The organism is Helicobacter pylori (genome assembly GCF_003638305.1).
GTDB classification, from domain to species: Bacteria; Campylobacterota; Campylobacteria; order Campylobacterales; family Helicobacteraceae; genus Helicobacter; species Helicobacter pylori_DJ.
On the sequence record NZ_MVYP01000007.1, the window covers coordinates 25,029 to 52,027 of the forward strand.

The following is a 26,999-nucleotide window of genomic DNA, read 5'->3' on the forward strand; positions in this document are numbered from 1 at the left end:
CTTTATTTGAGCATGTTAGCGTTGAAAGCATCGCGCACCCCTTCGCCAATGAACACCAAAACAGAAAGCAACAAGCTAATGGCTACAAACGCAACGATCGCTAAATGGGGCGTGGTGAGGTTATCCTTGCCTTGATTGACTAATTCGCCCAAACTTGCGCTCCCTATAGGCATGCCAAAACCCAAGAAATCCAAAGACACTAAAGTGGAAATGCTAGCCGCCATTAAAAACGGCACATAAGTGATCGTCGCTACTAAAGCGTTGGGTAAAACATGGTAGAAAATGATTTTTAAATCATTCACCCCAAGCGCTCTAGCGGCTTTGGTGTAGTCCATATTCCTTGCTTTTAAAAACTCCGTGCGCACGACTTGAGAAAGCCCCATCCAGCTAAAGAGCAAGACTAAAAACAAGATGATCCAGAAATTGGAATTAAACGCGCTAGAAATCACAATGAGTAAAAAAAGCATAGGAATCGCACTCCAAATCTCGCTCAACCTTTGCCCCAATAAATCCACTAACCCTCCATAATACCCTTGAAACGCTCCCAAACTCACGCCAATAAGAACGCTAAAAAGGGTGAGTAAAATCCCAAACACTAACGAAACCCGATAGCCATAAACCAGCCTAGCTAACACATCTCTGGCTTGATCGTCTGTGCCTAAAAGGTGTTTGAAGCTTGGGGGGGTGGGGGCAGGAGAGTCTAAATCCATAATGATCGTATCGTAGCTATAAGGGATGAGTGCATGGATGATGAAAGCGTCTTTTAAAAGCGTGTTTTGCACATAAGGATCGTTATAATCCGTAGGGGTGAAAAAATCGCCTCCAAACTCCACTTCCGCATAGTTTTTAAACATAGGGAAATACGCTTTATTGTCTTTATAGATGAATAAGGGGCGATCATTCACCCATAAGGGGGCTAAAAGAGAAAGCGCTAATAAAGCGATAAAAAGATAGAGTGAAAACACCGCCCGCTTATTCTTTTTAAAACTAAAAATACGCATTTTAAACAAACTGCTCACGCTCAAACTCCCTTGATGAAAAACAATTCCTAAGATTATAATTAATTATGGGTAATACTAGCAAGAAAATAGGTTTGATCAATAAAGTAAAAAGGATAAGCGTAATAATGGTGGAGTGTAGGGGGTTCGAACCCCTGACCTCAACGCTGCCAGCGTTGCACTCTCCCAACTGAGCTAACACCCCAAATAAAATTAAGCGAGCATTATAACATTTTGCTTAAAAGATGTCAATTTGATGCTTTTTTGAAACACTTAATAGCAAATTAAGAATGATTATCTTAAAATTAGAGAGTTTCTTTTATGGATTAAGTAAAATCACTTATCAAAGCAAAAAGGATATTTTTGAAAAACCACTCCTTTAAAAAAACGATCGCTCTTTCCTTGCTAGCGAGCATGTCTTTGTGTAACGCTGAAGAAGATGGGGCGTTTTTTGTCATAGATTATCAAACGAGTTTGGCCAGACAGGAATTGAAAAATCCAGGCTTCACCCAAGCGCAAGAATTAAAGCAGTTAATCAGAGATGGGGCTGTGAGGTTGCAAACTTCTGCCATTCCCTTATCCTACTACTTGGATATTTTAGGGAATAAAACAAAAATTCTTTTGAGTGAAAGCCTGAAAAACAATGCGCAACCATCACAACCAAACGGACAAAGCACACCAAACCCAGCCTTAGTCAATTTAGAGCAATCTCTAGGGATTTTAGGAAAACTATTGGATCTATCCCAACAATACGCTTCAGAAGGTGTCATTAAGCCTTTGGTGGTGGATGTAGGGAAAGAACAAATCGGTATCACTGATAGCATGCTCTTAGTGGCTCAAAACATCGTTTTAGCTTTAGGGCAAGTGGATTTGAGCAAAATCCAACAAAACAATAACGAACAGCTATACGAAAATATCATGAAAGTCATGCTTTTAGGCGCAAGCGGGACTAATGGAGCGTATAACGGCGTGAGTGTGGGCGATATTGCTACAGGCATGCAAAATTTTTCTTCGCAAACGGGCTTGATAGGGGCTAATTCTACGGTTAGCGAGCTCAACGCTTTGATTAAGAGCGGGATTTCTTTGGATCGTGAGACTTTGGGGTTAGGGAGTTTTATTGAAAAAAATATCTGTAGCAGTGCATCGCCTTGTTTTACTGGGAGTCAGCTTGTTTATAGGAAAGGGCTAGACAGAGTCATAAACATTATTAACGCGAGTTTGGGTCAGTTTGAATCTTCGGCTAGTTCTCTTTATAAGATTTCTTATATCCCTAACCTCTTTTCGCTCAAAGATTATCAGTCAGCGAGCATGAACGGCTTTGGGGCTAAGATGGGTTATAAACAATTTTTCACCCATAAGAAGAATATTGGCTTAAGGTATTATGGGTTTTTGGATTATGGCTATGCGAATTTTGGCGATACGAATTTAAAAGTGGGAGCGAATCTTGTTACTTATGGGGTAGGAACGGATTTTTTATACAATGTGTATGAACGCTCTAGAAGGAGGGAAAGGACTACAATCGGTCTTTTCTTTGGCGCTCAAATTGCAGGGCAAACTTGGAGCACGAATGTAACGAATTTATTGAGCGGGCAAAGGCCTGATGTCAAGTCTAGCTCGTTCCAGTTCTTGTTTGATTTGGGCGTGCGCACCAACTTTGCAAAAACCAATTTCAATAAGCACAGGCTAGACCAAGGGATAGAATTTGGGGTGAAAATCCCTGTTATCGCTCATAAATATTTTGCAACCCAAGGCTCAAGCGCAAGCTATATGCGGAATTTTAGCTTCTATGTGGGCTATTCAGTCGGTTTTTAAGGAAGGCTCTTGATGAAAAACACCAATACAAAAGAGATAAAGAATACAAGAATGAAAAAAGGTCAATACCACACACTCAAAAAGGGGCTTTTAAAAACCGCTCTGCTTTTTAGCCTTCCTTTAAGCATGGCGTTAGCTGAAGACGATGGCTTTTATATGGGAGTGGGCTATCAAATCGGCGGCGCGCAACAAAACATCAATAACAAAGGCAGCACCCTAAGGAATAATGTCATTGATGATTTCCGCCAAGTGGGCGTGGGTATGGCAGGGGGTAATGGGCTTTTAGCCTTAGCGACAAACACGACCATGGACGCTCTTTTGGGGATAGGCAATCAAATTGTCAATACTAATACAACTGTTGGCAACAACAACGCAGAATTAACCCAGTTTAAAAAAATACTCCCCCAAATTGAGCAACGCTTTGAAGCGAATAAAAACGCTTATAGCGTTCAAGCCTTGCAAGTGTATTTGAGTAATGTGTTGTATAACTTGGTTAATAATAGTAATAATGGCAGCAATAATGGAGTCGTTCCTGAATACGTAGGGATTATAAAAGTTCTCTATGGTTCTCAAAATGAATTCAGTCTCTTAGCCACGGAAAGCGTGGCGCTTTTAAACGCGCTTACAAGAGTGAATCTGGATAGTAATTCGGTGTTTTTAAAAGGGCTATTAGCCCAAATGCAGCTTTTTAATGACACTTCTTCAGCAAAGCTAGGCCAGATCGCAGAAAGCTTGAATAAGAGCGGTGGTGCAGGGGCCATGCTTCAAAAGGATGTGAAAACCATCTCGGATCGAATCGCTACTTATCAAGAGAATCTAAAACAGCTAGGAGGAATGCTAAATAATTACGATGAGCCTTACTTGCCCCAATTTGGGCTAGGCAAAAGCTCTCAGCATGGGGTTATTAATGGCTTTGGCATTCAAGTGGGCTATAAGCAATTTTTTGGGAGCAAGAAGAATATAGGCTTACGGTATTACGCTTTCTTTGATTATGGCTTTACGCAATTAGGCAGTCTTAGCAGTGCTGTTAAAGCGAATATCTTTACTTATGGCGCTGGCACGGACTTTTTATGGAATATCTTTAGAAGGGTTTTTAGCGATCAGTCCTTGAATGTGGGGGTGTTTGGAGGCATTCAAATAGCGGGTAACACTTGGGATAGCTCTTTAAGAAATCAGATTAAAGACTCGTTTAAAGAAAACCCCACTCCCACGAATTTCCAATTTTTATTCAATTTGGGCTTAAGGGCTCATTTTGCCAGCACCATGCACCGCCGGTTTTTGAGCGCGTCTCAAAGCATTCAGCATGGGATGGAATTTGGCGTGAAAATCCCGGCTATCAATCAAAGGTATTTGAGGGCCAATGGGGCTGATGTGGATTACAGGCGTTTGTATGCGTTCTATATCAATTACACGATAGGTTTTTAAGCTCTTTTTAGGGCTTATAAAGAGGCTTTTTACTTTTTTTTTGGTATTCTAACAAGCTTTTAAACCATCCAATCTACTTTGTTTTAAGGATAATATTTTATGGCAGATGTCGTTGTGGGGATCCAGTGGGGAGATGAGGGGAAGGGAAAAATTGTTGATAGGATCGCTAAAGATTATGACTTTGTGGTGCGCTATCAAGGCGGGCATAATGCCGGGCATACCATTGTGCATAAGGGGGTTAAGCATTCTTTGCATTTAATGCCTTCAGGGGTTTTATACCCCAAATGCAAGAACATCATTTCTAGTGCGGTGGTCGTGAGTATTAAGGATTTGTGCGAAGAAATCAGCGCGTTTGAGGATTTAGAAAATCGTTTGTTTATCAGCGACAGAGCCCATGTGATCTTGCCTTATCATGCCAAAAAAGACGCTTTTAAAGAAAAATCTCAAAACATCGGCACAACTAAAAAAGGCATAGGCCCTTGCTATGAGGATAAAATGGCCAGGAGCGGGATAAGAATGGGGGATTTATTAGACGATACCATATTAGAAGAGAAACTAAACGCGCATTTCAAAGCCATTGAGCCTTTTAAAGAAGCGTATGATTTGGGCGAGAATTACGAAAAAGATTTGAGAGAGTATTTTAAAACTTACGCTCCAAAAATTCGCCCCTTTATTAAAGACACGACAAGCATGCTGATAGAAGCGAACCAAAAGGGTGAAAAAATCCTATTAGAAGGGGCACAAGGCACGCTTTTAGACATTGATTTAGGGACTTACCCTTTTGTAACAAGCTCCAACACCACGAGCGCTAGTGCATGCGTGAGCACCGGCTTAAACCCTAAAGCGATCAATGAAGTGATAGGCATCACGAAAGCGTATTGTACTCGTGTGGGTAATGGGCCTTTCCCTAGCGAAGACACTACACCCATGGGCGATCATTTAAGGACTAAGGGCGCGGAGTTTGGCACGACAACCAAGCGCCCAAGGCGTTGCGGGTGGCTGGATTTGGTGGCTTTAAAATACGCTTGCGCTTTGAATGGTTGCACGCAGTTAGCTTTAATGAAATTAGACGTTTTAGACGGGATCAATGAAATTAAGGTGTGCGTGGCTTATGAAAGAAAGGGCGAAAGATTGGAGGCTTTCCCTAGCGATTTGAAAGATTGCGTGCCTGTCTATCAAACTTTTAAAGGCTGGGAAAAAAGCGTGGGCGTGAGAAAATTAGAGGATTTAGAGCCAAACGCTAGAGAGTATATCCGTTTCATTGAAAAAGAAGTGGGGGTGAAAATTGGCCTTATTTCTACAAGCCCTGAAAGAGAAGACACGATTTTTCTATGAAAAAATTCGCTTCCGTATTGGTGCAATTAAAAACCCTTGCGTTAGAAAAAATAGAGCAAAAACTTGAAAGCAAGCGTTTAGAATTGCAACAAAACGAGCGAGAAGTTTTGGACAAACAAGCCCAATTGAGCGCGTTTAAAAACCCTGAATTGGGGGGAATGAGCCTTTTTTTACAAACCCAGCAATTAAAAAGCGCTCTAAGAATGGAGATAGAACATTGCCAACAAGAGGGCGAGAATTTAACTAAGGATTTAAAAGTTTTAGAAAAAGATTATTTTTTGGCTAACCAGGAATTAGAAAAGGCTAAAATCATTTTAGAAAATGAAAAGCAAAAAGAAAAGGAAATTTTGGAAAAAAAAGAGCAGGCTCTTTTAGATGAAAACGCCATGATTTTACACTGGCAAAAAGGGGGCTTGCATGCGTAAGATCTTGTTAATGGGCTTGATTTTACAAGCGCTCTTTAGCGAAGAAGCCGTGCAAGAATTGTTGCAATGCTCTGCGATTTTTGAATCTAAAAAAGCCGAATTGAAAGACGATTTGCGCCAATTGAGTGAAAAAGAGCAGTCTCTAAGGATCTTGCAAACCGAAAACGCCCGCCTTTTAGATGAAAAAAACGATCTGTTAAACAAGAAAGAAAAAGAAATAGACGAAAAACTGAAAAATTTAGCGGCTAAAGAAGAAGCCTTTAAAACCTTACAAACAGAAGAAAAGAAACGCCTTAAAAATTTGATAGAAGAAAACGAAAGCATTTTAAGAGAAATCAAGCAGGCTAAAGACAGCAAGATTGGCGAGACTTATTCTAAAATGAAAGATTCTAAATCGGCTCTGATTTTAGAAAATTTACCCACTCAAAACGCCTTAGAAATTTTAATGGCTTTAAAGCCCCAAGAACTCGGTAAAATTTTAGCCAAAATGGATCCTAAAAAAGCGGCGGCTTTGACAGAGTTGTGGCAAAAACCCCCAAAAGAAAATAAAGAAAACCAAAAAACCACAGATCCCACGCCCCCTATAGTGCCCACGCCTCCCAAAGAGCCAACCCTAAAAGATTCTAACACCAAAGAGCCAACAGGGGTATGATGTTCATTATAGCGGTTTTAATGCTAGCGTTTTTGATCTTTGTCCATGAATTAGGGCATTTTGTTATCGCTAGGATTTGTGGGGTGAAAGTGGAAGTTTTTAGCATTGGTTTTGGTAAAAAACTCTGGTTTTTCAAGCTTTTTGGCACGCAATTCGCTTTATCTTTGATCCCGCTTGGGGGCTATGTGAAATTAAAGGGCATGGATAAAGAAGAAAATGAAGAAAATGAAATTAATCAAGCGAATGATAGCTACGCGCAAAAAAGCCCTTTTCAAAAGCTATGGATATTGTTTGGGGGGGCGTTTTTCAATTTTCTTTTTGCGATTCTAGTGTATTTTTTTCTGGCATTGAGCGGGGAAAAAGTCTTACTGCCAATCATTGGCGGTTTAGAAAAAAACGCGTTAGAGGCCGGGCTGTTAAAAGGGGATAAAATCCTTTCTATCAACCATCAAAAAATAGCGAGTTTTAGAGAGATTAGAGGCATAGTGGCGCGTTCTCAAGGCGAGTTAATTTTAGAAATAGAGCGAAACCATCAGATTTTAGAAAAACGCCTGACCCCCAAAATCGTGGCGGTAATAAGCGAATCTAATGATCCTAATGAAATCATCCAATACAAAGTGATAGGCATTAAACCGGACATGCAAAAAATGGGCGTTGTCTCTTATTCCTTAATTCAGGCGTTCAAGCAGGCCTTGAGTCGGTTTAAAGATGGCGTTGTTTTGATTGTGGATTCTTTAAGGCGTTTGATTATGGGGAGCGCTTCAGTTAAGGAATTGAGCGGGGTAATAGGCATTGTGGGGGCGTTAAGCCATGCCAATAGCGTGAGCATGCTTTTGTTGTTTGGGGCGTTTTTGTCTATCAATTTAGGGATTTTAAACTTATTACCCATTCCAGCCTTAGATGGGGCGCAAATGCTAGGGGTTGTTTTTAAAAATATTTTTCATATCGCTTTGCCAATACCCATACAAAATGCGTTGTGGCTAGCGGGGGTGGGGTTTTTGGTTTTTATCATGTTTTTAGGGCTTTTCAATGATATTACTCGTTTGCTATAAAAGGGGGAGTTGATGCATGTATTGAGCGTGAGCGAAATCAACGCACAAATCAAAGCCCTTTTAGAAGCGACTTTTTTGCAAGTTAGGGTTCAAGGGGAAGTGAGTAATTTGACTATCCATAAGGTGAGCGGCCATGCGTATTTTTCGCTCAAAGACAGCCAATCAGTCATCAGATGCGTGCTGTTTAAAGGGAACGCTAACAGGCTTAAATTCGCTTTAAAAGAAGGGCAGGAAGTGGTTGTTTTTGGGGGCATTAGCGTGTATGTTCCAAGGGGGGATTATCAAATCAATTGCTTTGAAATAGAGCCTAAAGACATAGGTTCATTAACTTTAGCTTTAGAGCAATTGAAAGAAAAATTACGCCTTAAGGGCTATTTTGATGAAGCCAATAAATTGCCCAAACCGCATTTTCCTAAACGAGTGGCAGTCATCACTTCTCAAAATTCAGCCGCTTGGGCGGACATGCAAAAGATCGCTTCCAAACGATGGCCGATGTGTGAATTAGTCTGCATCAACACTTTAATGCAAGGGGAGGGGTGCATTCAAAGCGTGGTGGAGAGCATCGCTTATGCGGATAGTTTTCATGACACAAAAAACGCTTTTGATGCGATTGTAGTGGCTAGGGGTGGGGGGAGCATGGAGGATTTGTATTCTTTCAATGATGAGAAAATCGCTGATGCTCTGTATTTGGCTAAAACTTTCAGCATGTCAGCTATTGGGCATGAGAGCGATTTTTTATTGAGCGATTTAGTGGCGGATTTAAGGGCTTCTACGCCTTCAAACGCGATGGAGATTTTACTCCCTAATAGCGATGAATGGTTGCAAAAACTTGATGGGTTTAATGTGAAATTGCACCGCTCTTTTAAAACTTTGCTCCACCAAAAAAAGGTGCATTTAGAGCATTTAGCGGCTTCTTTAAAACGATTGAGTTTTGAAAACAAGCACCATTTAAATGCTTTAAAGCTAGAGAAACTAACAATCGCTTTAGAAAATAAAACCTTAGAATTTTTACGCTTTAAAAAAACGCTTTTAGAAAAAATCTCTACCCAAACATTAACAAGCCCTTTTTTACAAACTAAAACAGAGCGCTTAAACAGGCTAGAAAACGCCCTTAAACTCGCTCATGCGCATTTGAAATTACCCCAATTCGGGGCGTTGGTGAGTAAAAATCATCAAGCGGTAGAATTAGAGGCATTAAAAAGGGGCGATAAAATTGAATTGAATAACGAAAAAGCCAAAGCGAGCGCTGAAATTTTGAGCGTGGATAGGGTGTAGGGGTTTGAAAATCACTATCAAGACTTATGACTTTAAGCGATTAGTGCGGTTAGTGAATATTGGTGTTTGTTTTTAAAAAATTTGCTTCTTAAAACTTTGTTTTATTGTTTTAGACTTATTCTATGGCAAAACTCTTAAGAGGATAGAGGGTATTTTGAAATAACTCTTCTCTTTAATCCCTTATATAGAGCCAAAGGGATTTTAAAACACCAGCCATTATCAAAAAGTTTTGTATTATAATTTGATGGATTTCTGTTGATTAAAGGTGTTTGGATTGAGTTTAGCCGATATTATTTTAGAGCGTTTTAAAGATTTTATGAGAGAACAACCTGAGCCTTACAAGTTTTTACAGGTTTTTTATGCGCAAGAAAAAGAACGCTTTTTAAATGATAAAATGAACGAATATATTAAGCAAAATAAAAGCAAAGAAGAAGCCAGCATTTTGGCCAGACAAGGCTTTTTCAGCACCATAGGAAGGGTGTTAGAAAAAATCATAGAACTTTTATTAAAAGATTTTTGTATTAAAAACAATGTCAAAATGACGAACGATAAAACCTTAAGGGCTAAGCGCATTAATGGCGAGCTGGATAAAGTCAAACGGGCTTTATTGGTGCATTTTGGAGGATATAGCGTTTTGCCTGATGGAGATATTATTCTTTATCAAACCAACAAGGATAATGTCAAAATCCTAGCGATTTTATCGGTAAAAAATTCGTTTAGAGAGCGTTTTACAGAGACGCCTTATTGGAAATTAAAACTCCTACAATCGCCTGTAACTTCTCACATTAAAGTTTTCATGATAACACCGGATAACGATGAGGAGATCAGTTTTAAAGGCAAGCCTAAAAAGGCTAGGATCGTTATGGAGCATGAATTAGATGGCCTTTATTTAGCCAAAAGCCATTTTGATCAAAGCCCTAAAATTAAGGGTATAGAAAATTTATTAGAAGATTTAAAAAGGCTTTTATGAAACCTTATTTCAGTTTGGAGAAATTGGATTTATACCATGGCGATGCGAGCGTTTTAGAGACTTTTGAAAAAGGTTTTTATGATTTGTGCGTTACTTCACCGCCCTATAATTTGAGCATTGAATATCAAGGGAGTGATGATTTTAGGGCTTATGATGATTATTTGAATTGGTGTAAAAATTGGCTTAAAAATTGTTATTTTTGGGGTAAGGAACAGGCGAGATTGTGCTTAAATGTCCCTTTAGATACGAATAAGCATGGCAAGCAAAGTTTTGGGGCAGATATTATTGCCATAGCTAAAGAATGCGGTTGGAAATACCAAAATACGATTATTTGGAATGAAAGCAATATTTCAAGACGCACCGCTTGGGGGAGTTGGCTGCAAGCTAGCGCGCCTTATGCTATCGCTCCTGTGGAATTGATTGTCGTTTTTTATAAAAACGAATACAAACGAAAAAAACAAACTTCTACGATGAGTAAAGAGGAATTTTTACTCTACACGAACGGGCTATGGAGTTTTAGCGGAGAGTCTAAAAAGCGCTTAAAGCACCCAGCCCCATTCCCAAGGGAATTGCCTAGGCGTTGCATCCAATTGTTTTCTTTTTTAGAAGACACGATTTTTGATCCTTTTAGCGGATCTGGCACGACTATTTTAGAGGCCAACGCCTTAGGGCGTTTTAGCGTGGGTTTAGAGATTGAAAAAGAATATTGCGAGTTGTCTAAAAAGCGTATTTTAGAGAGTTTGTCGTTAGTGTGAGCGTTTTAAAAACCTTTGAGGGTTAAAATAGTGTAAAATAGTAAAGATTTTAAAACTCAAGAAGGATTGATAATGAATTTATTTGAAAAAATGACTGACCAATTGCATGAGGCTTTAGACAGCGCGATCGCTTTAGCTTTACACCATAAAAACGCTGAAGTAACGCCCTTGCACATGCTTTTTGCCATGCTCAATAATTCCCAAGGCATTCTCATTCAGGCCTTACAAAAAATGCCTGTGGATATTCAAGCTTTAAAACTTAGCGTTCAAAGCGAGTTGAATAAGTTTGCTAAAGTTTCACAAATCAGCAAGCAAAATATCCAATTAAACCAAGCTTTAATCCAAAGTTTAGAAAACGCTCAAGGCTTGATGGCTAAAAGGGGCGATTCTTTCATCGCTACCGATGTGTATCTTTTGGCGAACATGAGCCTTTTTGAAAGCGTTTTAAAGCCTTATTTAGACACTAAGGAATTGCAAAAAACTTTAGAATCTTTAAGAAAAGGCAGGACTATCCAGGATAAAAACGATGATTCTAATTTGGAAAGTTTGGAAAAATTTGGCATTGATTTGACGCAAAAAGCCCTAGAAAATAAGCTGGATCCCGTGATCGGAAGAGATGAAGAAATCATTCGCATGATGCAAATTTTGATAAGAAAAACAAAAAATAACCCTATTTTACTGGGCGAGCCTGGAGTGGGGAAAACGGCTGTTGTGGAAGGGTTAGCCCAACGCATTGTGAATAAGGAAGTGCCTAAAACGCTTTTAAACAAACGGGTTATCGCTTTAGATTTGAGCTTATTGGTGGCTGGGGCGAAATACAGAGGCGAGTTTGAAGAGCGCCTGAAAAAGGTGATTGAAGAAGTTAAAAAAAGCGCGAATGTGATTTTATTCATTGATGAAATCCACACGATTGTAGGGGCTGGGGCTAGTGAGGGGGGCATGGATGCGGCTAATATTTTAAAACCCGCGCTCGCTAGGGGGGAATTGCACACGATTGGAGCGACCACTTTAAAAGAATACCGCAAGTATTTTGAAAAAGACATGGCATTGCAAAGGCGTTTCCAACCCATTTTACTCAATGAGCCTAGCATCAATGAAGCTTTACAGATTTTAAGGGGGTTGAAAGAAACTTTAGAAACGCACCATAATATCACCATCAATGACTCCGCGCTCATAGCGAGCGCTAAACTCTCTAGCCGTTATATCACCGATAGGTTTTTACCCGATAAAGCGATTGATTTGATTGATGAGGGGGCGGCTCAATTAAAAATGCAAATGGAATCAGAGCCGGCCAAACTTTCTAGCGTTAAGCGCTCCATTCAAAGACTGGAAATGGAAAAACAAGCCCTTGAAATGGAAAACAAAGAGAGCAACCACAAACGCATGCAAGAAATCCTTAAAGAATTGAGCGATTTGAAAGAGAAAAAAATCCAATTAGAAGCGCAATTTGAAAACGAAAAAGAAGTGTTCAAAGAAATTTCACGCTTGAAAATGGAAATGGAAAGCTTGAAAAAAGAGGCTGAAAGGTTTAAACGCAATGGGGATTACCAGCAAGCGGCTGAAATTGAATACTCTAAAATCCCTGAAAAGGAAAAGAAAGAAAAAGAATTGCAGCATAAATGGGAAGCGATGCAACAAAACGGGGCGTTATTGCAAAACGCTTTAACCGAAAACAATATCGCTGAGATCGTGAGCCAATGGACGCACATCCCGGTCCAAAAAATGCTCCAAAGCGAAAAAAATAGGGTTTTAAACATTGAAAGCGAATTGCAAAAAAGGGTGGTGGGGCAAGAAAAAGCGCTCAAAGCGATCGCTAAAGCGATTAAAAGGAATAAGGCTGGGCTTAGCGATAGCAACAAGCCCATAGGGAGTTTCCTCTTTTTGGGGCCAACAGGCGTGGGTAAAACCGAGAGCGCTAAAGCCTTGGCGCAATTCTTGTTTGATAGCGATAAAAATCTTATACGAATTGACATGAGCGAATATTTGGAAAAGCACGCCATAAGCCGTCTTATTGGGGCCGCTCCTGGGTATGTGGGCTATGAAGAAGGCGGGCAATTGACCGAAGCGGTGCGCAGAAAGCCTTATAGCGTGGTGTTATTAGACGAAGTGGAAAAAGCCCATCCGGATGTGTTTAACCTCTTGTTGCAGGTTTTAGATGAAGGGCATTTAACCGATAGTAAGGGCGTGAGGGTGGATTTCAAAAACACGATTTTGATTTTAACCAGCAATGTGGCTAGCGGTGCGCTTTTAGAAGAGGATTTGAGCGAAGCCGACAAACAAAAAGCGATCAAAGAGAGCTTGAGGCAATTTTTCAAGCCGGAATTTTTAAACCGCTTAGATGAAATCATCTCCTTTAACGCCCTAGATAGTCATGCTATCATTAATATCGTGGGGATACTCTTTAAAAACATTCAAAAAAAAGCGCTTGAAAGGGGCATTAATATAACCCTAGACGAAAAGGCAAAAGAATTGATCGCTGAAGTGGGATTTGACAGATTCTATGGCGCTAGACCCTTAAAGCGCGCGCTCTATGAAATGGTAGAAGACAAGCTCGCTGAACTCATTTTAGAGGATAAAATTAAAGAGAATGACAGCGTGGCGTTTGTGGTAGAAAATAACGAGATTGTGCCTAAGATTAAGTGAGGTTTTGTTATTCTAAAAAAAGATAAGAAATGGTTATTTTTGAAAAAGGATTGAATGATGTTTGATAACACGCTTGTTAACCTCTTTGACACAGCGCCTCTTTTAACTTCGCTTTTAGCTGGGATTTTAACTTTTTTAAGCCCTTGCGTGTTGCCTTTGATCCCGGCGTATATGTCTTATATTTCGCAAATTTCTTTAGAGGATATTAAAGATGGTAAGGCTAAAAGGGTTTCGGTTTTTTTAAAATCCTTGATGTTTGTGGTAGGGTTTTCGCTCGTGTTTTTGGGCGTGGGCATGTCTATGGCTAAGCTTATCCATAGCTTTTCGTTTTCCTGGGTGAATTATATCGCTGGGGGGATTGTGATCCTTTTTGGTTTGCATTTTTTAGGCGTGTTTCGTTTTTCATTTTTGTATAAGACTCAAAGCGTTCGTTTGGCGAGCAAATCTAATAGCATGCAGCGCTTTTACCCCTTTCTTTTGGGCATGAGTTTCGCTCTGGGCTGGACGCCATGCATCGGGCCGATATTCACTTCCATAGTGATCATGAGCGCGAGCAAGGACGCTTATGGCTTAATCCTTATGGTGGTGTTTGTAATGGGCTTGGCGATCCCTTTTTTATTGGTGGCTTTAATGCTAGAAAGAGCGCTTTTGTTTTTAAAATCCTTAAAGAAATACAACCGTGCGATTGAAATTGTTTCAGGGTTGGTGCTTATTTTAATGGGGGTATTGATCATGACAAATTCTTTAGAAAGCCTGACTAACTTTTTACAAAATTAGGAGGGTTTGATGCTGTTAAAAAACGCTTCGTTTTATGATGATTGGGTTTTAAAAAGAGCGGACATTCGCTTAAAAGATTCCCTCATTACAGAGATTGAAGAAAACTTAAACCCTATTAATAATGAAGAAGTGGTTGAGTGCGGCAATTTATTCGTGCTGCCAAGCTTTATAGATTTGAGCGTTACTGGTTTAGAGGGTTATGAAAATTTAAAACAAAAGGCTTTTAAAGGGGGGGTAGGGTTACTCAATGTTTTTGATTGCGATCAAAGCGGCATTAAAAATATCATGGCAATCAAAAACAACCAACTAGCCGACATCGCTACGCTTAAAAATAAAGGGGGGGAAATTTTAATTGTGCCATCTGATGCTTTTTTAGAACTCATCAGCCACTACGCCAAATCCTACAACTTACCTCTTTTAGTTTCTTTAGAAAATTCTTTTGAAGCCCTAAATAGTGGGGAATTAGCCTATGAATTGGGGCAAAATTTTGTGGAAAATGCGTTTGAAAACACGCGCTTGGTGCGTTTTATGGAAGTTTCTAGAGCGTTACAAATCCCCATGCTTTTAGATAAAGTCAATAGCATCGCCACGCTCAAACTCATCAAAGCCTTTAATGATTTAGGGGCGAAATTACAAGCCCAAACACCCTTAAGCCATTTGATCTTAGATGAGAGCGTGTATGAAGATTATGAACCACGATTTAAAATCGCCCCTCCTTTAAGGGATAAGGAAGGTCAAAACGCCCTAAAAGAAGCCCTAAAAAATAACGAAATCGCCATGCTCACAAGCCTTCATGTTTTTAAAAATTCTAACGCAGAGCTTTTTGAAGAAAGCGCTTTTGGGTGTGAGAGCATAGAGGACGCTTTTAGCGTGGCTTACACTTTCTTGGTTCAAAAAAAGGTTATCAGTTTCCAACAGCTCATTAAAGTCATGGCAATCAATCAAGCGAAGTTTTTAAAACTCAATGCAGGCGAGGTTAAAGAAAACCAATTAGCCAATCTGATGATTGTAGATTTAAACGCTCAAACAAGAGTGAGTAATCAAAATTCGCCCTTTTATGGTTTGGAATTGTATGGCGAAGTGCAAAGAATGATTTTAAAAGGGCAAACCACATTTATTAAGGAGAATGCATGCAAATCATAGGAGCGTCTTTAGTTTTTTTGTGTAATGAAAAATGCGAAGTGTTAGAAGATTATGGCGTAGTCTTTGATGAAAAGATTGTTGAAATAGGCGATTATAAGAATTTAACGCTTAAATACCCCCACTTAAAGGCGCAGTTTTTTGAAAATTCCGTTCTGTTGCCCGCTTTTATCAACGCGCACACCCATTTTGAATTTTCCAACAACAAAGCGAGTTTTGATTACGGGAGTTTTTCTGGCTGGTTAGGGAGCGTGTTAAACAATGGGGGGGCGATTTTAGAAAATTGCCAAGGGGCTATCCAAAACGCTATCGCTGCGCAATTAAAAAGCGGGGTGGGGAGCGTGGGAGCGATTTCTAACCACCTGATAGAAGTTAATTTATTGAAAGAAAGCCCCTTGAGCGCTGTCGTGTTTTTAGAGTTTTTAGGGAGCAGCTATTCTTTAGAAAAATTAAAAGCGTTTGAGGCCAAATTTAAGGAATTAAAAGATTTGGAAGATAAAAAACTTAAAGCGGCTCTCGCTGTGCATGCCCCTTATTCGGTCCAAAAAGACATGGCTTTGAGCGTCATCCAATTGGCCAAAGATTCACAAAGCCTGCTTTCTACGCATTTTTTAGAATCGCTTGAAGAGTTAGAATGGGTGGAAAATTCTAAAGGGTGGTTTGAAAATTTTTACCAGCATTTTTTAAAAGAGTCTCATTTCAAATCGCTCTATGAGGGCGCGAACGATTACATTGACATGTTTAAAGACACGCACACTTTATTTGTGCATAACCAGTTCGCTTCTTTAGAAGTATTAAAAAGGATTAAATCTCAAGTCAAAAACGCTTTTTTAATCACATGCCCCTTTTCTAACCGCTTGTTGAGTGGGAAAGCGTTGGATTTAGAGAGAGCTAAAGAAGCCGGTTTGAGCGTGAGCGTGGCCACTGATGGCTTGAGTTCTAACATTTCGCTGAGCCTTTTAGACGAATTAAGAGCGTTTTTGCTTTCCCATAACATGCCGTTATTAGAATTAGCTAAGATCGCTCTTTTAGGAGCGACTAGGCATGGGGCTAAAGCTTTAGCCTTAAATAATGGTGAGATAGAAGCCAATAAGAGGGCGGATTTGAGCGTGTTTGGTTTCAATGAAAAATTCATTAAAGAGCAAGCGATTTTGCAATTTTTATTGCATGCTAAAGAAGTGGAACGCTTGTTTTTAGGGGGGAAAAGGGTAATCTAATTTGTTTTAAAGACAGAATGCGTTAAAATGAGAAATCTAAATCAATTAAGGAAAGAGTCAATGAAATTAGTTTTAGCCAAGAATACGAGAAAATCAGACGCTAAGAGCGTGGAGTTGGAGGATTTGTATCGCAAATTCAGTGAAGACAAGCGTTCTATTTTCTATTTTGCCCCCACAAACGCCCATAAAGACATGCTCAAAGCGGTGGATTTTTTCAAAGAAAAAGGCCATACGGCTTATTTAGATGAGGTGAGGGTCAGCACTGATGAAAAAGATTTTCTTTATGAATTGCACATTATTTAAAGGCTTGTATTGAAAGTTTATATTGAAACCATGGGTTGTGCGATGAATTCTAGGGATAGCGAGCATCTACTAAGCGAACTATCCAAACTGGATTATAAAGAGACTAGCGACCCTAAAACAGCGGATTTGATTTTAATCAACACTTGCAGCGTGCGCGAAAAACCCGAGAGGAAATTGTTTTCAGAAATCGGTCAATTCGCTAAAATCAAAAAACCCAACGCCAAAATCGGGGTTTGCGGGTGCACTGCAAGCCACATGGGAGCGGATATTTTGAAAAAAGCCCCAAGCGTGAGCTTTGTGTTAGGGGCTAGGAATGTGTCTAAAATCTCTCAAGTGATCCATAAAGAAAAAGCCGTTGAGGTGGCGATTGATTATGATGAAAGCGCGTATGCGTTTGAATTTTTTGAAAAAAAGGCTCAAATCCGATCGTTACTAAACATCTCCATAGGTTGCGATAAGAAATGCGCTTATTGCATTGTCCCGCACACTAGGGGCAAAGAAATTTCTATCCCTATGGATTTGATTTTGAAAGAAGCTGAGAAATTAGCGAATAACGGCACTAAAGAGCTCATGCTTTTAGGGCAGAATGTGAATAATTACGGCGTTCGTTTCAGTAGTGAGCATGCGAAAGTGGATTTTAGCGATTTACTGGATAAATTGAGCGAAATCCAAGGCATTGAAAGGATACGATTCACTTCACCTCACCCCTTGCACATGAATGATGTATTTTTAGAACGCTTTGCCAAAAACCCTAAAGTGTGCAAGAGTATCCACATGCCCTTACAGAGCGGATCTAGTGCGGTGTTAAAGATGATGCGAAGAGGTTATAGTAAAGAGTGGTTTTTAAATAGGGTGGAGAGGTTAAAAGCTTTAGTGCCTGAAGTGGGTATCAGTACGGATATTATCGTGGGCTTTCCTAATGAGAGCGATAAGGATTTTGAAGACACGATGGAGGTGCTAGAAAAAGTGTGCTTTGACACGCTCTATAGTTTCATTTACTCCCCACGCCCTTTTACTGAAGCGGAAGCTTGGAAGGAGAGAGTGCCATTAGAGGTTTCATCTTCAAGGTTAGAGAGGTTGCAAAATAGGCACAAAGAAATTTTAGAAGAAAAAGCCAAGTTGGAAGTGGGCAAAACGCATGTGGTGTTGGTGGAAAATAGGCGTGAAATGGATAATCAAATCGTGGGTTTTGAAGGGCGCAGCGATACGGGGAAATTCATTGAAGTAGCGTGTAAAGAAAAAAGAAATCCGGGCGAGCTTGTAAAAGTGGAAATCATTTCTCACTCCAAAGGGCGCTTGATAGCGGCCATTAAAGGCAACTAATCAAAATAACCAATGAAGAGCGGGTTTAAAGGCGAGAATTGAGCTTAAAATTTTTCAGGAAAAATATCGTTTTAAAGGTTGTCCCTCGTTTGGCGTTTGGAGTCCTTTGGTTGTTGCATAAAACTTGTAAAAACCGCTATTTTTTAGCTCAAAATTTAAAAGAAAAACCCTTTATTGTAAGCTGTTGGCATGGGGAGCTTGGCATGATCGGGTTTGCGTATTTAAGGCTTCAAAAATCTTCTGTTTATGTGATCGCAAGCCAGCATTTTGACGGCTCTATTGCGGCGGGTTTGTTTGAAAGCTTTGGTTTTAAAAACATTAGAGGTTCTAGCAAAAAAGGGGGGGTTAAGGTTTTGATAGAAGGGCTTAAACGCTTGAAAGAAGGTTGCGATGTCGCTATCACTCCTGATGGCCCTAAAGGCCCACGACACAGCATAGCGGATGGGGTGATCGCTTTAGCTCAAAAATCAGGCGTGGGGATTAGCGCTTGTCGGGTGGTTTGTAAAAACGCATGGCGGTTGAACACTTGGGATCAATTTGAAATCCCTAAGCCTTTTAGCGAAGTGTATTATTACATGCTAGAATCTGTGATCATCCCTAAGGAATGGGAGCTTTCAAAGGCTAAAGAATATTTAAAAAGACGCATGGATTCTGTTGGGTTTGAAGAATCTCAAAGGGGTTTGGGTGCTTAAAGGGTTAAAAAAAGCGCTTAAAGAGAAATTTTGCTCTCAAGTGTATATCTCTTTTAATGTGGATCACAATCTTTTATCCGCTCAAGTTTTAAGGGTTAAAAACCACCGCATCAAAGAGAAATTTTTTAAAACTTTTGAGACTAAAGTGGAGACTAAAAATGGTGAAGTCCCCATTCAAGCCTTAAAAATCGCTAGAACTTATAGCCAAAAATACCCCTACACCTATTTTAGCGCGATGAGTAAAGCTAAAGAGGTTTTATGCGAAAAGCAGGCGTTTGAACAAATCAAACAAGAAAATCAAGATTATCAGGCTTGTGAAGTCAATCAAAAGTATTGCGTTTATGTGGAATCTAAGGATTTTTTAAAGGATTTTAAGCGTTTTAAAATCCAGGATGTGGATTTTTTGTTTTCGCCCTTTAGCCTTATTTATGATTTTGTGCGCGATAATTTAGAAAATAAGCCGTTGTTGTATCTGCTTTTAGAGCGTTCAAGGTTTTATTTTTTGATTGCGGATAAAAAAGAGATTTTTTTAGCCAAATCCGTGTTTTTAGAAGAGCAACCTGAAGAGTTTATAGAGAGCAAAGAAGAAGATTCTATGGGAATGAGTAATGAAGCTGTGAATTTGTTTTTGAGCGAAATCCAAGAAGATATTGACAGCCTTGAAGAAGCGATAGGCCTAGACAGCAGTAAGGATAATAGCGAAAAAATAACAGAGGACGCTTATAGTTTGATTGAAGGCATGACGAATATCCCCTTAATTGCAGATGTTTTGCAAGAGGGATTGTGCAGCGTCTATCATTCTAGAGAGATAGACTTTGTGGAAAAAGTGGTTGTTTTAGACAGCTGTCAAATCCACCACAAAGCGTTAATGCATCTGCAAGAAACTTTGATGATAGAAGTGGATAGGCTTGATTTTTCTTTAGTGGAGCGCTTGAATATCTTAGCGCGCATGGAGAATGAAAAGCATGCATTTTAGTTATATTGAGCCAAGAGCGAAATACCTTATCAGCAAGCTTTCTAAAATTTGGGTTTTTTACATTTTTTTATCTTTTGTGGTAATAGGGGGGTTAGTGTGGTTTATGCGTAACGCCATTAAAAGCACTCAAGACAACGCGTCTAGTTTGATGATCCAAGAAAGGCTCTACCGCCATGAAATCAGTCGCTTACAGGTTAAGACTGATGAAACCTTAAAACTCATTAAAGAGGCCAAAAAGCGTTTGAATTACAACGATGATATACGAGATGTTTTGCAAGGGCTTTTGAATATTGTGCCGGATTCCATCACTATTAATAGCATTGAAATAGACCAGCAAAGCGTGGTGGTTAGTGGTAAAACCCCTTCTAAAGAAGCCTTTTATTTTTTGTTTCAAAACAAATTAAACCCCATGTTTGATTATTCTAGGGCGGAATTTTTCCCTTTAAGCGACGGGTGGTTTAATTTTGTCTCCACCAACTTTTCTAATTCCTTGCTGATAAAAAATCCGGAGTCTATTAAATGAAGCCATTGCATTTTTCACACTTAGACAGAGAGCAATCAGGCGATGTAGGGTTTATCATTAAAAACCTTATTTTTTTAGGGGTTTTTTCCTTATTGGGTTGGCTCAATACCGAGTATTTTCTATGGCCTAGCATGCTGGAATTAAAAAAAATCCTTTTAGAAGAAAATCGTAAAAAAAGCGTTTTAGAATACGCGCAAAGGCATTTTGAAACAGCCCTAGCAAACTATCGTAATCAAAAAGAAACCAGCGAATCCTTATTAAAGATTTTTAATGATGAAGAGTCTAGGCGGATCTTAGAAAAGATCTTAAAAAAATGTTTTGATGCTTATAAAATCAAACCCTTGCTCTCTCAAAACCCCCTTCAAAAAACCCAATTTTTTATCATGGCCAGAGCGAGCGAATTGGAAAAAACCTATCTTTTTTTCACCTTAATCAACAAGTATTTACCGAGCGCTCAAAGCCAATTGCCCTTAAAAATTTCTAAAGATGATGAAGGGCTGTTGGTGCAATTTAGCGTGAGTATTGATCTCCAATAGGATAAGGGTAGTTTAATGCAAGATTTTGATTTTAGTTTTAATCCTAAGGCATGCGAGAGTTGTGGGGCAAAGTGTTGCGTGGGGGAAAGCGGGTATATTTTTTTAAATATCCAAGAAATGCAACAAATTAGCGCTTTTTTAAAATTAGAATTAGAAGAATTCAGTCAAAAATATGTTAAAAAGGTGGGGTATAAGTTCTCTTTATTAGAAAAAGACGCTAAAGAGTTGGGTTTGGCGTGCGTGTTTTTGGATTTGGAGACGAAAAAATGCCAGATTTATAGCGTGCGCCCTAAGCAATGCCAGACTTTTCCTTTTTGGGAGAGCGTGAAAACTTTCTCTAAAGAGCAAAAAAAGGCTTTTTGCCAGAGCTGTCCGGGCATCACACAAAAAACCAAAGAAACTAAAGTGCGCTAAAATTCACTATAGTGATACAAAAAAAGGAAATCAAATAATGAATATTCAAACAAAGAAAAGATTTTTAGTAAATATATTGCTTTTTAGTCTGTTTTCTTGCCTTAAGGCTGAAACCCTTTCAGAAGATCATCAAATCCTATTGAGTTCAGACGCTTTCCATAGAGGGGATTTTGCTGCCGCTCAAAAAGGCTATATGAATCTTTACAAGCAAACCAATAAGGTGGTGTATGCTAAAGAAGCGGCCATTTCAGCGGCGAGCTTAGGGGACATTAAAACCGCTATGCATTTAGCCATGCTTTATCAAAAAATCACCAATAATCGTAACGATGTTTCTATCAATAAGATTTTAGTGGATGGCTATGCGCAAATGGGGCAGATTGATAAGGCGATTGAACTATTACACAAAATCCGTAAGGAAGAAAAGACCATAGCTACAGACAATGTGTTAGGGACTTTGTATTTGACTCAAAAGCGTTTGGATAAGGCTTTCCCTTTGTTGAATAAGTTTTATAACCAAGTGCATGATGAAGACAGCCTAGAAAAACTCATTACGATTTATTTTTTACAAAACCGCAAAAAAGAGGGCTTGGATTTGTTGCAATCTCATATAGACAGGTATGGTTGCTCAGAGCAATTGTGCCAAAAAGCGCTCAACACCTTCACGCAATTTAACGAGCTTGATTTGGCTAAAACGACTTTTGCTCGTTTGTATGAAAAAAACCCTATTGTTCAAAACGCCCAATTTTACATAGGGGTATTAATCTTGTTAAAAGAGTTTGATAAGGCCCAGCAAATCGCAGAATTATTCCCCTTTGACAGGCGTTTATTGCTAGACTTATACACCGCGCAAAAGAAATTTGATCAAGCTTCCAAACAGGCTTCTTTGATCTATCAAGAAAGAAAAGACCCTAAATTCTTAGGCTTAGAGGCGATTTATCATTATGAAAGCTTGAGCGCGAATAAGAAAAAGCTCACCAAAGAAGAGATGTTGCCCATCATTCAAAAATTAGAGCAAGCCACCAAAGAGCGCCAAGCTTGGCTTGCTAAAACTAAAGATAAAGAAGACGCGCAAGACGCTTTCTTTTATAATTTTTTAGGGTATTCCTTAATAGATTATGACATGGATGTTAAAAGGGGCATGGATCTTGTGAGGAAAGCCTTAGCGTTGGATTCTGGATCAGTGCTTTATTTGGATTCTTTAGCATGGGGTTATTACAAATTAGGGAATTGCTTGGAAGCTAAAAAGATCTTTTCTAGCATCGCTAAAGAGCTTATCCAAAACGAATCCGAATTAAAAGAACACAATAAAATCATTCAAGAATGCAAGAAATAGGGATTTTAGAAAATTTACAAAAAAGCTTGGCCTTAAAAGAGGGCATGCTTTCTTATGAAATGTTAGGTAAAAGCCTATCGTATAACCCTTACTTGCCTAGAATCATTCCTCAAACCAAAAATTGTGTTTTTGTAACCCCTGATGAGGTTTTAGAAAAGCTTTTGAAAGAAAACACCCACACCGATTGCGTCATTGTCAATTTCAAAGGATTATACGAAATAGGCGCGCCAAGCGTGTTTGATTTAGAAGTTTTAGGGTTATTGCGCCGCCATGCGAACTCTTTGATTGTCCATGAGGATTTTTTCATCAGCCACTACCAGCTTTTAGAATCGCTTGTTCAAGGCTCTGATGGGGTCATTTTAGATGAAGAGCTTTTAAAAGAAGATTTAAAGGGCATGGTAGAATTTTCTTGGCGTTTGGGCTTGAGCGTGTTTGTAGAAACTGACAAGCCAGATTACACTCATTTAAAAGATTTAGGGGTTTTAGGCGTGCTAGAAAAGGTCCCCCATTCTTATAATCAAAAAAAAATAGTCTTTTTAGATTGAATTTTAAGCTAATTTAGAGTAAAAATCGTATTCAAACTTTTTAAAAGGAGTTAGTCATGTCATTATTAGTGAATGATGAATGCATTGCGTGCGATGCTTGCAGAGAAGAATGCCCTAGTGAGGCGATTGAAGAGGGCGATCCTATTTATAATATTGATCCAGACAGATGCACGGAGTGTTACGGGTATGATGATGATGAGCCGCGTTGCGTGAGCGTATGCCCTGTAGATGCGATTTTACCGGATCCTAATAATGCAGAGAGCAAAGAGGAATTGAAATACAAGTACGAAAGCTTAAAAGAGCAAGATTAAAGGCTAGCAATGGCTAAAATCACAACCGTGATTGATATAGGCTCTAATTCAGTGCGTTTGGCTGTCTTTAAAAAGACGAGCCAGTTTGGGTTTTACTTGCTTTTTGAGACTAAGTCCAAGGTTAGGATTTCAGAGGGCTGTTATGCTTTTAATGGAATCTTACAAGAAATCCCCATGCAAAGAGCCGTTAAAGCCTTGAGCGAATTTAAAGAAATCGCCCTCAAATACAAAAGCAAAAAAATCCTGTGCGTAGCGACCTCAGCGGTGCGCGATGCCCCTAATCGGTTAGAGTTTGTAGCGAGGGTGAAAAAGGCTTGCGGTTTGCAAATCAAAATCATTGACGGGCAAAAAGAAGCGCTCTATGGCGGGATTGCGTGCGCGAATTTGTTGCATAAAAATTCAGGGATCACGATAGATATTGGAGGGGGTAGCACCGAGTGCGCGTTGATTGAAAAAGGTAAGATTAAGGACTTAATCTCGCTTGATGTCGGCACGATTCGCATTAAAGAAATGTTTTTAGACAAAGACTTAGACGTCAAATTGGCTAAAGCCTTTATCCAAAAAGAGATCTCTAAACTGCCTTTTAAGCATAAAAACGCCTTTGGGGTGGGGGGGACAATCAGGGCGTTGAGTAAGATACTCATGAAACGCTTTGATTACCCTATTGATTCTTTGCATGGCTATGAAATAGATGCACATAAAAATTTAGCGTTCATTGAAAAAATCGTCATGCTTAAAGAAGATCAATTACGGCTTTTAGGGGTGAATGAAGAGCGTTTGGATAGTATTAGGAGCGGGGCGTTGATTTTATCAGTCGTTTTGGAGCATTTAAAAACTTCTTTAATGATCACTAGCGGGGTAGGGGTGAGAGAAGGCGTGTTTTTGAGCGATTTATTGCGCCACCATTACCATAAATTCCCCCCTAATATCAACCCCTCTCTCATCTCTTTAAAAGATCGCTTTTTACCCCATGAAAAGCACAGCCAAAAGGTCAAAAAAGAATGCGTGAAACTGTTTGAAGCCTTATCGCCCTTGCATAAAATAGATGAAAAATACCTTTTCCATTTAAAGATTGCGGGGGAATTAGCGAGCATGGGTAAGATTTTAAGCGTCTATTTAGCCCACAAGCACAGCGCGTATTTTATTTTAAACGCTTTGAGTTATGGCTTTAGCCACCAAGATAGAGCGATCATTTGCTTATTGGCGCAATTCAGCCATAAAAAAATCCCTAAAGACAACGCTATCGCCCACATGAGCGCGATGATGCCAAGCCTTTTAACCTTACAATGGCTGAGTTTTATCCTTTCTTTAGCCGAAAATCTGTGCCTGACAGACAGCCACCATTTAAAATACACGCTAGAAAAAAACAAGCTTGTGATCCATTCTAATGACGCGCTTTACTTGGCTAAAGAAATGCTCCCCAAACTCATTAAGCCCATTCCTTTGACGATAGAGTTTGCTTGAAAATAGCGATTGTCAGGCTTTCAGCGCTCGGGGATATTATCGTGAGCGCGGTGTTTTTAGCGGCTATTAAAGAGCGTTTCACTGACGCTCAAATAGAATGGTTCGTGGATGAAAGATTTAGCGCGATTTTAGAGCATTCCCCCTATATTGATAAATTACACCCCATCGCTTTAAAAAGCACGCTCACAACCTTTAACCCTTTGAAGATTTTTAAGCTTTTTAAATCTTTAAGGGCTTATGAATACGATATAATCATTGACATGCAAGGTTTGATCAAATCCGCCCTCATCACTCAAATGTTAAAAGCCCCTAAAAAAGTCGGCTTTGATCACGCTTCAGCTAGAGAGGGTTTGAGCGCGTTTTTTTACTCGCAAAAAGTTTCTATCGCTTATGATGAGCCTATTTTAAAGCGCAATTCCACGCTCCTTTCTCAAGCCCTAAACTTGCCCCAAAAAGAAAATTTAAAAGAAATTTCAGAGAGCTTAAGCTCTAGATTTAAAGTGTTTTCTTACCAAGATTCTCCAAAAATCAATGCGTTAAATTTGAATGAGAATAAGCCAAAAATCCTTTTTGTTTTAGAAACTTCTAAAATCAATAAAACTTACCCCACAGAGCGTTTTAAAGAATTAGCGTTAATGTTAGAAAATTTTCAAATTTGCTTGTTATGGCATGCTGATGAAAAGAAGGCCATTACGCTTTATCACGCTTTAAAACACCAGCGCGATGTGTTATTGCTCCCTAAACTCACTTTAAACGAGGTTAAGGCGTTGCTCTTTAAAATGGATGTGATTATTGGGGGCGATACGGGTATCACGCATTTGGCATGGGCGTTGCAAAAAGCTAGCATCACCCTTTATGGCAACACGCCCATGGAGCGTTTTAAATTAGAAAGCCCGATCAATATTTCGCTTACCGGTAATTCAAACGCCAGCTATCATAAAAAGGATTTTTCTATCCAAAATATAGAGCCTAAAAAAATTAAAGAATGCGTTTTAAACATTTTAAAGGAAAAAGAATGACTTATAAAGAACGACTCATACACGAAAAAATATTGAACCAAAACGACAAGGGTTTTAAAACAGAACTGCGCATTTTGAGCGTTTTTATCGTGGAATCTTTAGTGAATATTTTGGGGTTTATTTTGGCTAAAATGCCCCATTTTTGGTTTTTAAGGTGCATTAAAGCTTTAGCGTGGCTGATGAGAACCTTTGATAGGCGCCGTTATTTTGACGCTAAGGCCAATTTGGATTTTGTGTTTGGGGATTCTAAAAGCGAAGAAGAGAAAAAAAGGATCATTAAAAAGGGGTATGAAAATTTTGCTTTCATCATTTTAGAAACCATTAGAGTGATCTTTATCCCTAAAGATGAATACGACGCTCGTTTCACGCTCATCAATGAAGAGAATGTGTGGAAGTCCTTAAACAAGGAAGGCCAAGCGATCACTTTATGCATGCATTTTGGCTATTGGGAAGCGGTAGGCACGACTTTAGCGCAATATTATAAGGATTATGGTAGGGGGTGTTTGGGGCGTTTGACTAAATTCGCCCCCATCAATCACATGATCATGAGCAGGCGAGAGGCGTTTGGGGTGCGTTTTGTCAATAAAATAGGGGCGATGAAAGAACTCATTAAAATGTATAATCAAGGCAATGGCCTTGTGGGGATTTTAGTGGATCAAAATGTCGTGCCCAAAGATGGGGTGGTGGTGAAATTCTTTGATAAAGACGCTACGCACACCACGATCGCCTCTATTTTATCGCGCCGCTACAATATAGACATCCAGCCGGTATTCATTGATTTTAATGACGATTATTCACATTATACAGCGACTTATTATGAAAGTATCCGCTCTCAAATCACTGATAACGCGCAAAACGATATTTTAGAATGCACGCAAGCCCAAGCGAGTTTGTGCGAAGAGGTGATTAGAAACCACCCGGAAAGTTATTTTTGGTTCCACAGGCGTTTTAAAAGCACCCACCCTGAAATTTATCAAAGATAGGGTTTTGTTATCCTTGAATGGATACTCAAAACCTTACATTTTTTCAAAAAATAGGGTTTTTAAATTTAATTTTTATAGTAAAAACCCACTTCCTTAAGGGG

The 26,999-nt window shown here is 39.3% G+C and carries 27 protein-coding genes and 1 tRNA gene; 26 read left to right on the forward strand and 2 right to left on the reverse strand.

Annotated elements, in window-relative coordinates; translation table 11 throughout:
• Positions 1-2: 2 nt before the first annotated feature.
• A complete protein-coding gene (locus tag EAL04_RS04250; protein ID WP_205585785.1) occupies positions 3-1,025 on the reverse strand; it encodes an ABC transporter permease in 1,023 nt (340 codons plus the stop codon).
• 102 nt (positions 1,026-1,127) lie between these two features.
• Positions 1,128-1,203: transfer RNA gene (locus tag EAL04_RS04255), tRNA-Ala, on the reverse strand.
• Between the two features lie 158 nt (positions 1,204-1,361).
• Between EAL04_RS04255 and hopF the strand changes: the two genes are divergently transcribed.
• From hopF to EAL04_RS04385, 26 genes are all read left to right on the forward strand, one after another.
• On the forward strand, positions 1,362-2,810 hold the full coding sequence (gene hopF / locus EAL04_RS04260; RefSeq protein WP_120973503.1) for a Hop family outer membrane protein HopF: 1,449 nt from the start codon (positions 1,362-1,364) through the stop codon (positions 2,808-2,810).
• A gap of 12 nt (positions 2,811-2,822) precedes the next feature.
• Complete coding sequence (gene hopG, locus EAL04_RS04265; RefSeq protein ID WP_120973505.1) at positions 2,823-4,235, forward strand: Hop family outer membrane protein HopG; 1,413 nt, start codon at positions 2,823-2,825, stop codon at positions 4,233-4,235.
• A 99-nt stretch (positions 4,236-4,334) separates the two neighbouring features.
• Positions 4,335-5,570 carry an adenylosuccinate synthase gene (purA, locus tag EAL04_RS04270; protein WP_120973507.1) on the forward strand — a complete coding sequence of 412 codons (1,236 nt, stop codon included), beginning with the start codon at positions 4,335-4,337 and terminating at the stop codon, positions 5,568-5,570.
• Positions 5,567-5,995: a flagellar export protein FliJ gene (locus tag EAL04_RS04275; protein WP_120973509.1), complete on the forward strand. Its 429-nt coding sequence runs from the start codon at positions 5,567-5,569 to the stop codon at positions 5,993-5,995. The genes purA and EAL04_RS04275 overlap by 4 nt, the downstream gene beginning before the upstream one ends.
• Positions 5,988-6,647: a MotE family protein gene (locus tag EAL04_RS04280; RefSeq protein WP_120973511.1), complete on the forward strand. Its 660-nt coding sequence runs from the start codon at positions 5,988-5,990 to the stop codon at positions 6,645-6,647. Before EAL04_RS04275 ends, EAL04_RS04280 begins: the two co-directional genes overlap by 8 nt.
• Positions 6,644-7,699 carry an RIP metalloprotease RseP gene (gene rseP / locus EAL04_RS04285; protein ID WP_162982484.1) on the forward strand — a complete coding sequence of 352 codons (1,056 nt, stop codon included), beginning with the start codon at positions 6,644-6,646 and terminating at the stop codon, positions 7,697-7,699. Before EAL04_RS04280 ends, rseP begins: the two co-directional genes overlap by 4 nt.
• Positions 7,700-7,711: 12 nt before the next feature.
• Positions 7,712-8,974: an exodeoxyribonuclease VII large subunit gene (gene xseA, locus EAL04_RS04290; protein WP_120973513.1), complete on the forward strand. Its 1,263-nt coding sequence runs from the start codon at positions 7,712-7,714 to the stop codon at positions 8,972-8,974.
• A 274-nt stretch (positions 8,975-9,248) separates the two neighbouring features.
• Complete coding sequence (locus EAL04_RS04295) at positions 9,249-9,944, forward strand: BsaWI family type II restriction enzyme (RefSeq protein WP_120973515.1); 696 nt, start codon at positions 9,249-9,251, stop codon at positions 9,942-9,944.
• A complete protein-coding gene (locus EAL04_RS04300; protein WP_120973517.1) occupies positions 9,941-10,699 on the forward strand; it encodes a DNA-methyltransferase in 759 nt (252 codons plus the stop codon). The genes EAL04_RS04295 and EAL04_RS04300 overlap by 4 nt, the downstream gene beginning before the upstream one ends.
• A gap of 72 nt (positions 10,700-10,771) precedes the next feature.
• On the forward strand, positions 10,772-13,342 hold the full coding sequence (locus EAL04_RS04305; RefSeq protein ID WP_120973519.1) for an ATP-dependent Clp protease ATP-binding subunit: 2,571 nt from the start codon (positions 10,772-10,774) through the stop codon (positions 13,340-13,342).
• Between the two features lie 57 nt (positions 13,343-13,399).
• Complete coding sequence (locus EAL04_RS04310) at positions 13,400-14,119, forward strand: cytochrome c biogenesis protein CcdA (RefSeq protein WP_162968981.1); 720 nt, start codon at positions 13,400-13,402, stop codon at positions 14,117-14,119.
• A 9-nt stretch (positions 14,120-14,128) separates the two neighbouring features.
• The gene (locus tag EAL04_RS04315) at positions 14,129-15,262 is read left to right on the forward strand and encodes an amidohydrolase family protein (protein ID WP_120973521.1); all 1,134 of its coding nucleotides are present in this window, start codon (positions 14,129-14,131) and stop codon (positions 15,260-15,262) included.
• A complete protein-coding gene (locus EAL04_RS04320) occupies positions 15,250-16,476 on the forward strand; it encodes an adenosine deaminase (RefSeq protein WP_120973523.1) in 1,227 nt (408 codons plus the stop codon). Before EAL04_RS04315 ends, EAL04_RS04320 begins: the two co-directional genes overlap by 13 nt.
• A 60-nt stretch (positions 16,477-16,536) precedes the next feature.
• Positions 16,537-16,779: a nuclease gene (locus tag EAL04_RS04325; RefSeq protein WP_000780061.1), complete on the forward strand. Its 243-nt coding sequence runs from the start codon at positions 16,537-16,539 to the stop codon at positions 16,777-16,779.
• A gap of 9 nt (positions 16,780-16,788) precedes the next feature.
• Positions 16,789-18,102 carry a tRNA (N6-isopentenyl adenosine(37)-C2)-methylthiotransferase MiaB gene (gene miaB, locus EAL04_RS04330; RefSeq protein WP_120973525.1) on the forward strand — a complete coding sequence of 438 codons (1,314 nt, stop codon included), beginning with the start codon at positions 16,789-16,791 and terminating at the stop codon, positions 18,100-18,102.
• Between the two features lie 38 nt (positions 18,103-18,140).
• Positions 18,141-18,794 carry a lysophospholipid acyltransferase family protein gene (locus EAL04_RS04335; RefSeq protein WP_120973527.1) on the forward strand — a complete coding sequence of 218 codons (654 nt, stop codon included), beginning with the start codon at positions 18,141-18,143 and terminating at the stop codon, positions 18,792-18,794.
• On the forward strand, positions 18,787-19,770 hold the full coding sequence (locus EAL04_RS04340; RefSeq protein ID WP_120973528.1) for a hypothetical protein: 984 nt from the start codon (positions 18,787-18,789) through the stop codon (positions 19,768-19,770). Before EAL04_RS04335 ends, EAL04_RS04340 begins: the two co-directional genes overlap by 8 nt.
• A complete protein-coding gene (locus tag EAL04_RS04345; protein ID WP_120973530.1) occupies positions 19,760-20,293 on the forward strand; it encodes a hypothetical protein in 534 nt (177 codons plus the stop codon). Before EAL04_RS04340 ends, EAL04_RS04345 begins: the two co-directional genes overlap by 11 nt.
• Positions 20,290-20,829, forward strand: coding sequence for a hypothetical protein (locus EAL04_RS04350; protein ID WP_000803090.1), 540 nt, complete (start codon positions 20,290-20,292; stop codon positions 20,827-20,829). The genes EAL04_RS04345 and EAL04_RS04350 overlap by 4 nt, the downstream gene beginning before the upstream one ends.
• 15 nt (positions 20,830-20,844) lie before the next feature.
• Entirely contained in the window at positions 20,845-21,243 is a 399-nt protein-coding gene (locus EAL04_RS04355) for a YkgJ family cysteine cluster protein (RefSeq protein ID WP_100960057.1), read from the forward strand.
• A gap of 37 nt (positions 21,244-21,280) precedes the next feature.
• The gene (locus tag EAL04_RS04360; protein WP_120973532.1) at positions 21,281-22,576 is read left to right on the forward strand and encodes a tetratricopeptide repeat protein; all 1,296 of its coding nucleotides are present in this window, start codon (positions 21,281-21,283) and stop codon (positions 22,574-22,576) included.
• Positions 22,564-23,121, forward strand: coding sequence for a beta/alpha barrel domain-containing protein (locus tag EAL04_RS04365; protein WP_120973534.1), 558 nt, complete (start codon positions 22,564-22,566; stop codon positions 23,119-23,121). The genes EAL04_RS04360 and EAL04_RS04365 overlap by 13 nt, the downstream gene beginning before the upstream one ends.
• A 56-nt stretch (positions 23,122-23,177) precedes the next feature.
• On the forward strand, positions 23,178-23,432 hold the full coding sequence (locus EAL04_RS04370) for a YfhL family 4Fe-4S dicluster ferredoxin (RefSeq protein ID WP_000055463.1): 255 nt from the start codon (positions 23,178-23,180) through the stop codon (positions 23,430-23,432).
• Positions 23,433-23,441: 9 nt separating this feature from the next.
• Positions 23,442-24,896 (forward strand): Ppx/GppA family phosphatase, encoded by a 1,455-nt coding sequence (locus EAL04_RS04375; RefSeq protein ID WP_120973536.1) that lies wholly within the window; start codon positions 23,442-23,444, stop codon positions 24,894-24,896.
• Complete coding sequence (gene waaC / locus EAL04_RS04380; protein ID WP_120973539.1) at positions 24,893-25,915, forward strand: lipopolysaccharide heptosyltransferase I; 1,023 nt, start codon at positions 24,893-24,895, stop codon at positions 25,913-25,915. The genes EAL04_RS04375 and waaC overlap by 4 nt, the downstream gene beginning before the upstream one ends.
• The gene (locus EAL04_RS04385) at positions 25,912-26,898 is read left to right on the forward strand and encodes a lipid A biosynthesis lauroyl acyltransferase (RefSeq protein ID WP_120973540.1); all 987 of its coding nucleotides are present in this window, start codon (positions 25,912-25,914) and stop codon (positions 26,896-26,898) included. Before waaC ends, EAL04_RS04385 begins: the two co-directional genes overlap by 4 nt.
• The last annotated feature ends 101 nt before the right edge of the window (positions 26,899-26,999 follow it).

What these genes read in the sequence shown, in the direction of transcription:
- hopG (WP_120973505.1), top strand. Translation starts at nt 2,823, where the DNA reads ATGAAAAACACCAATACAAAAGAGATAAAGAATACAAGAATGAAAAAA.
- purA (WP_120973507.1), top strand. Translation starts at nt 4,335, where the DNA reads ATGGCAGATGTCGTTGTGGGGATCCAGTGGGGAGATGAGGGGAAGGGA.
- EAL04_RS04275 (WP_120973509.1), top strand. Translation starts at nt 5,567, where the DNA reads ATGAAAAAATTCGCTTCCGTATTGGTGCAATTAAAAACCCTTGCGTTA.
- EAL04_RS04280 (WP_120973511.1), top strand. Translation starts at nt 5,988, where the DNA reads ATGCGTAAGATCTTGTTAATGGGCTTGATTTTACAAGCGCTCTTTAGC.
- rseP (WP_162982484.1), top strand. Translation starts at nt 6,644, where the DNA reads ATGATGTTCATTATAGCGGTTTTAATGCTAGCGTTTTTGATCTTTGTC.
- xseA (WP_120973513.1), top strand. Translation starts at nt 7,712, where the DNA reads ATGCATGTATTGAGCGTGAGCGAAATCAACGCACAAATCAAAGCCCTT.
- EAL04_RS04300 (WP_120973517.1), top strand. Translation starts at nt 9,941, where the DNA reads ATGAAACCTTATTTCAGTTTGGAGAAATTGGATTTATACCATGGCGAT.
- EAL04_RS04305 (WP_120973519.1), top strand. Translation starts at nt 10,772, where the DNA reads ATGAATTTATTTGAAAAAATGACTGACCAATTGCATGAGGCTTTAGAC.
- EAL04_RS04310 (WP_162968981.1), top strand. Translation starts at nt 13,400, where the DNA reads ATGTTTGATAACACGCTTGTTAACCTCTTTGACACAGCGCCTCTTTTA.
- EAL04_RS04315 (WP_120973521.1), top strand. Translation starts at nt 14,129, where the DNA reads ATGCTGTTAAAAAACGCTTCGTTTTATGATGATTGGGTTTTAAAAAGA.
- EAL04_RS04320 (WP_120973523.1), top strand. Translation starts at nt 15,250, where the DNA reads ATGCAAATCATAGGAGCGTCTTTAGTTTTTTTGTGTAATGAAAAATGC.
- EAL04_RS04325 (WP_000780061.1), top strand. Translation starts at nt 16,537, where the DNA reads ATGAAATTAGTTTTAGCCAAGAATACGAGAAAATCAGACGCTAAGAGC.
- EAL04_RS04345 (WP_120973530.1), top strand. Translation starts at nt 19,760, where the DNA reads ATGCATTTTAGTTATATTGAGCCAAGAGCGAAATACCTTATCAGCAAG.
- EAL04_RS04350 (WP_000803090.1), top strand. Translation starts at nt 20,290, where the DNA reads ATGAAGCCATTGCATTTTTCACACTTAGACAGAGAGCAATCAGGCGAT.
- EAL04_RS04355 (WP_100960057.1), top strand. Translation starts at nt 20,845, where the DNA reads ATGCAAGATTTTGATTTTAGTTTTAATCCTAAGGCATGCGAGAGTTGT.
- EAL04_RS04360 (WP_120973532.1), top strand. Translation starts at nt 21,281, where the DNA reads ATGAATATTCAAACAAAGAAAAGATTTTTAGTAAATATATTGCTTTTT.
- EAL04_RS04365 (WP_120973534.1), top strand. Translation starts at nt 22,564, where the DNA reads ATGCAAGAAATAGGGATTTTAGAAAATTTACAAAAAAGCTTGGCCTTA.
- EAL04_RS04370 (WP_000055463.1), top strand. Translation starts at nt 23,178, where the DNA reads ATGTCATTATTAGTGAATGATGAATGCATTGCGTGCGATGCTTGCAGA.
- EAL04_RS04375 (WP_120973536.1), top strand. Translation starts at nt 23,442, where the DNA reads ATGGCTAAAATCACAACCGTGATTGATATAGGCTCTAATTCAGTGCGT.
- EAL04_RS04385 (WP_120973540.1), top strand. Translation starts at nt 25,912, where the DNA reads ATGACTTATAAAGAACGACTCATACACGAAAAAATATTGAACCAAAAC.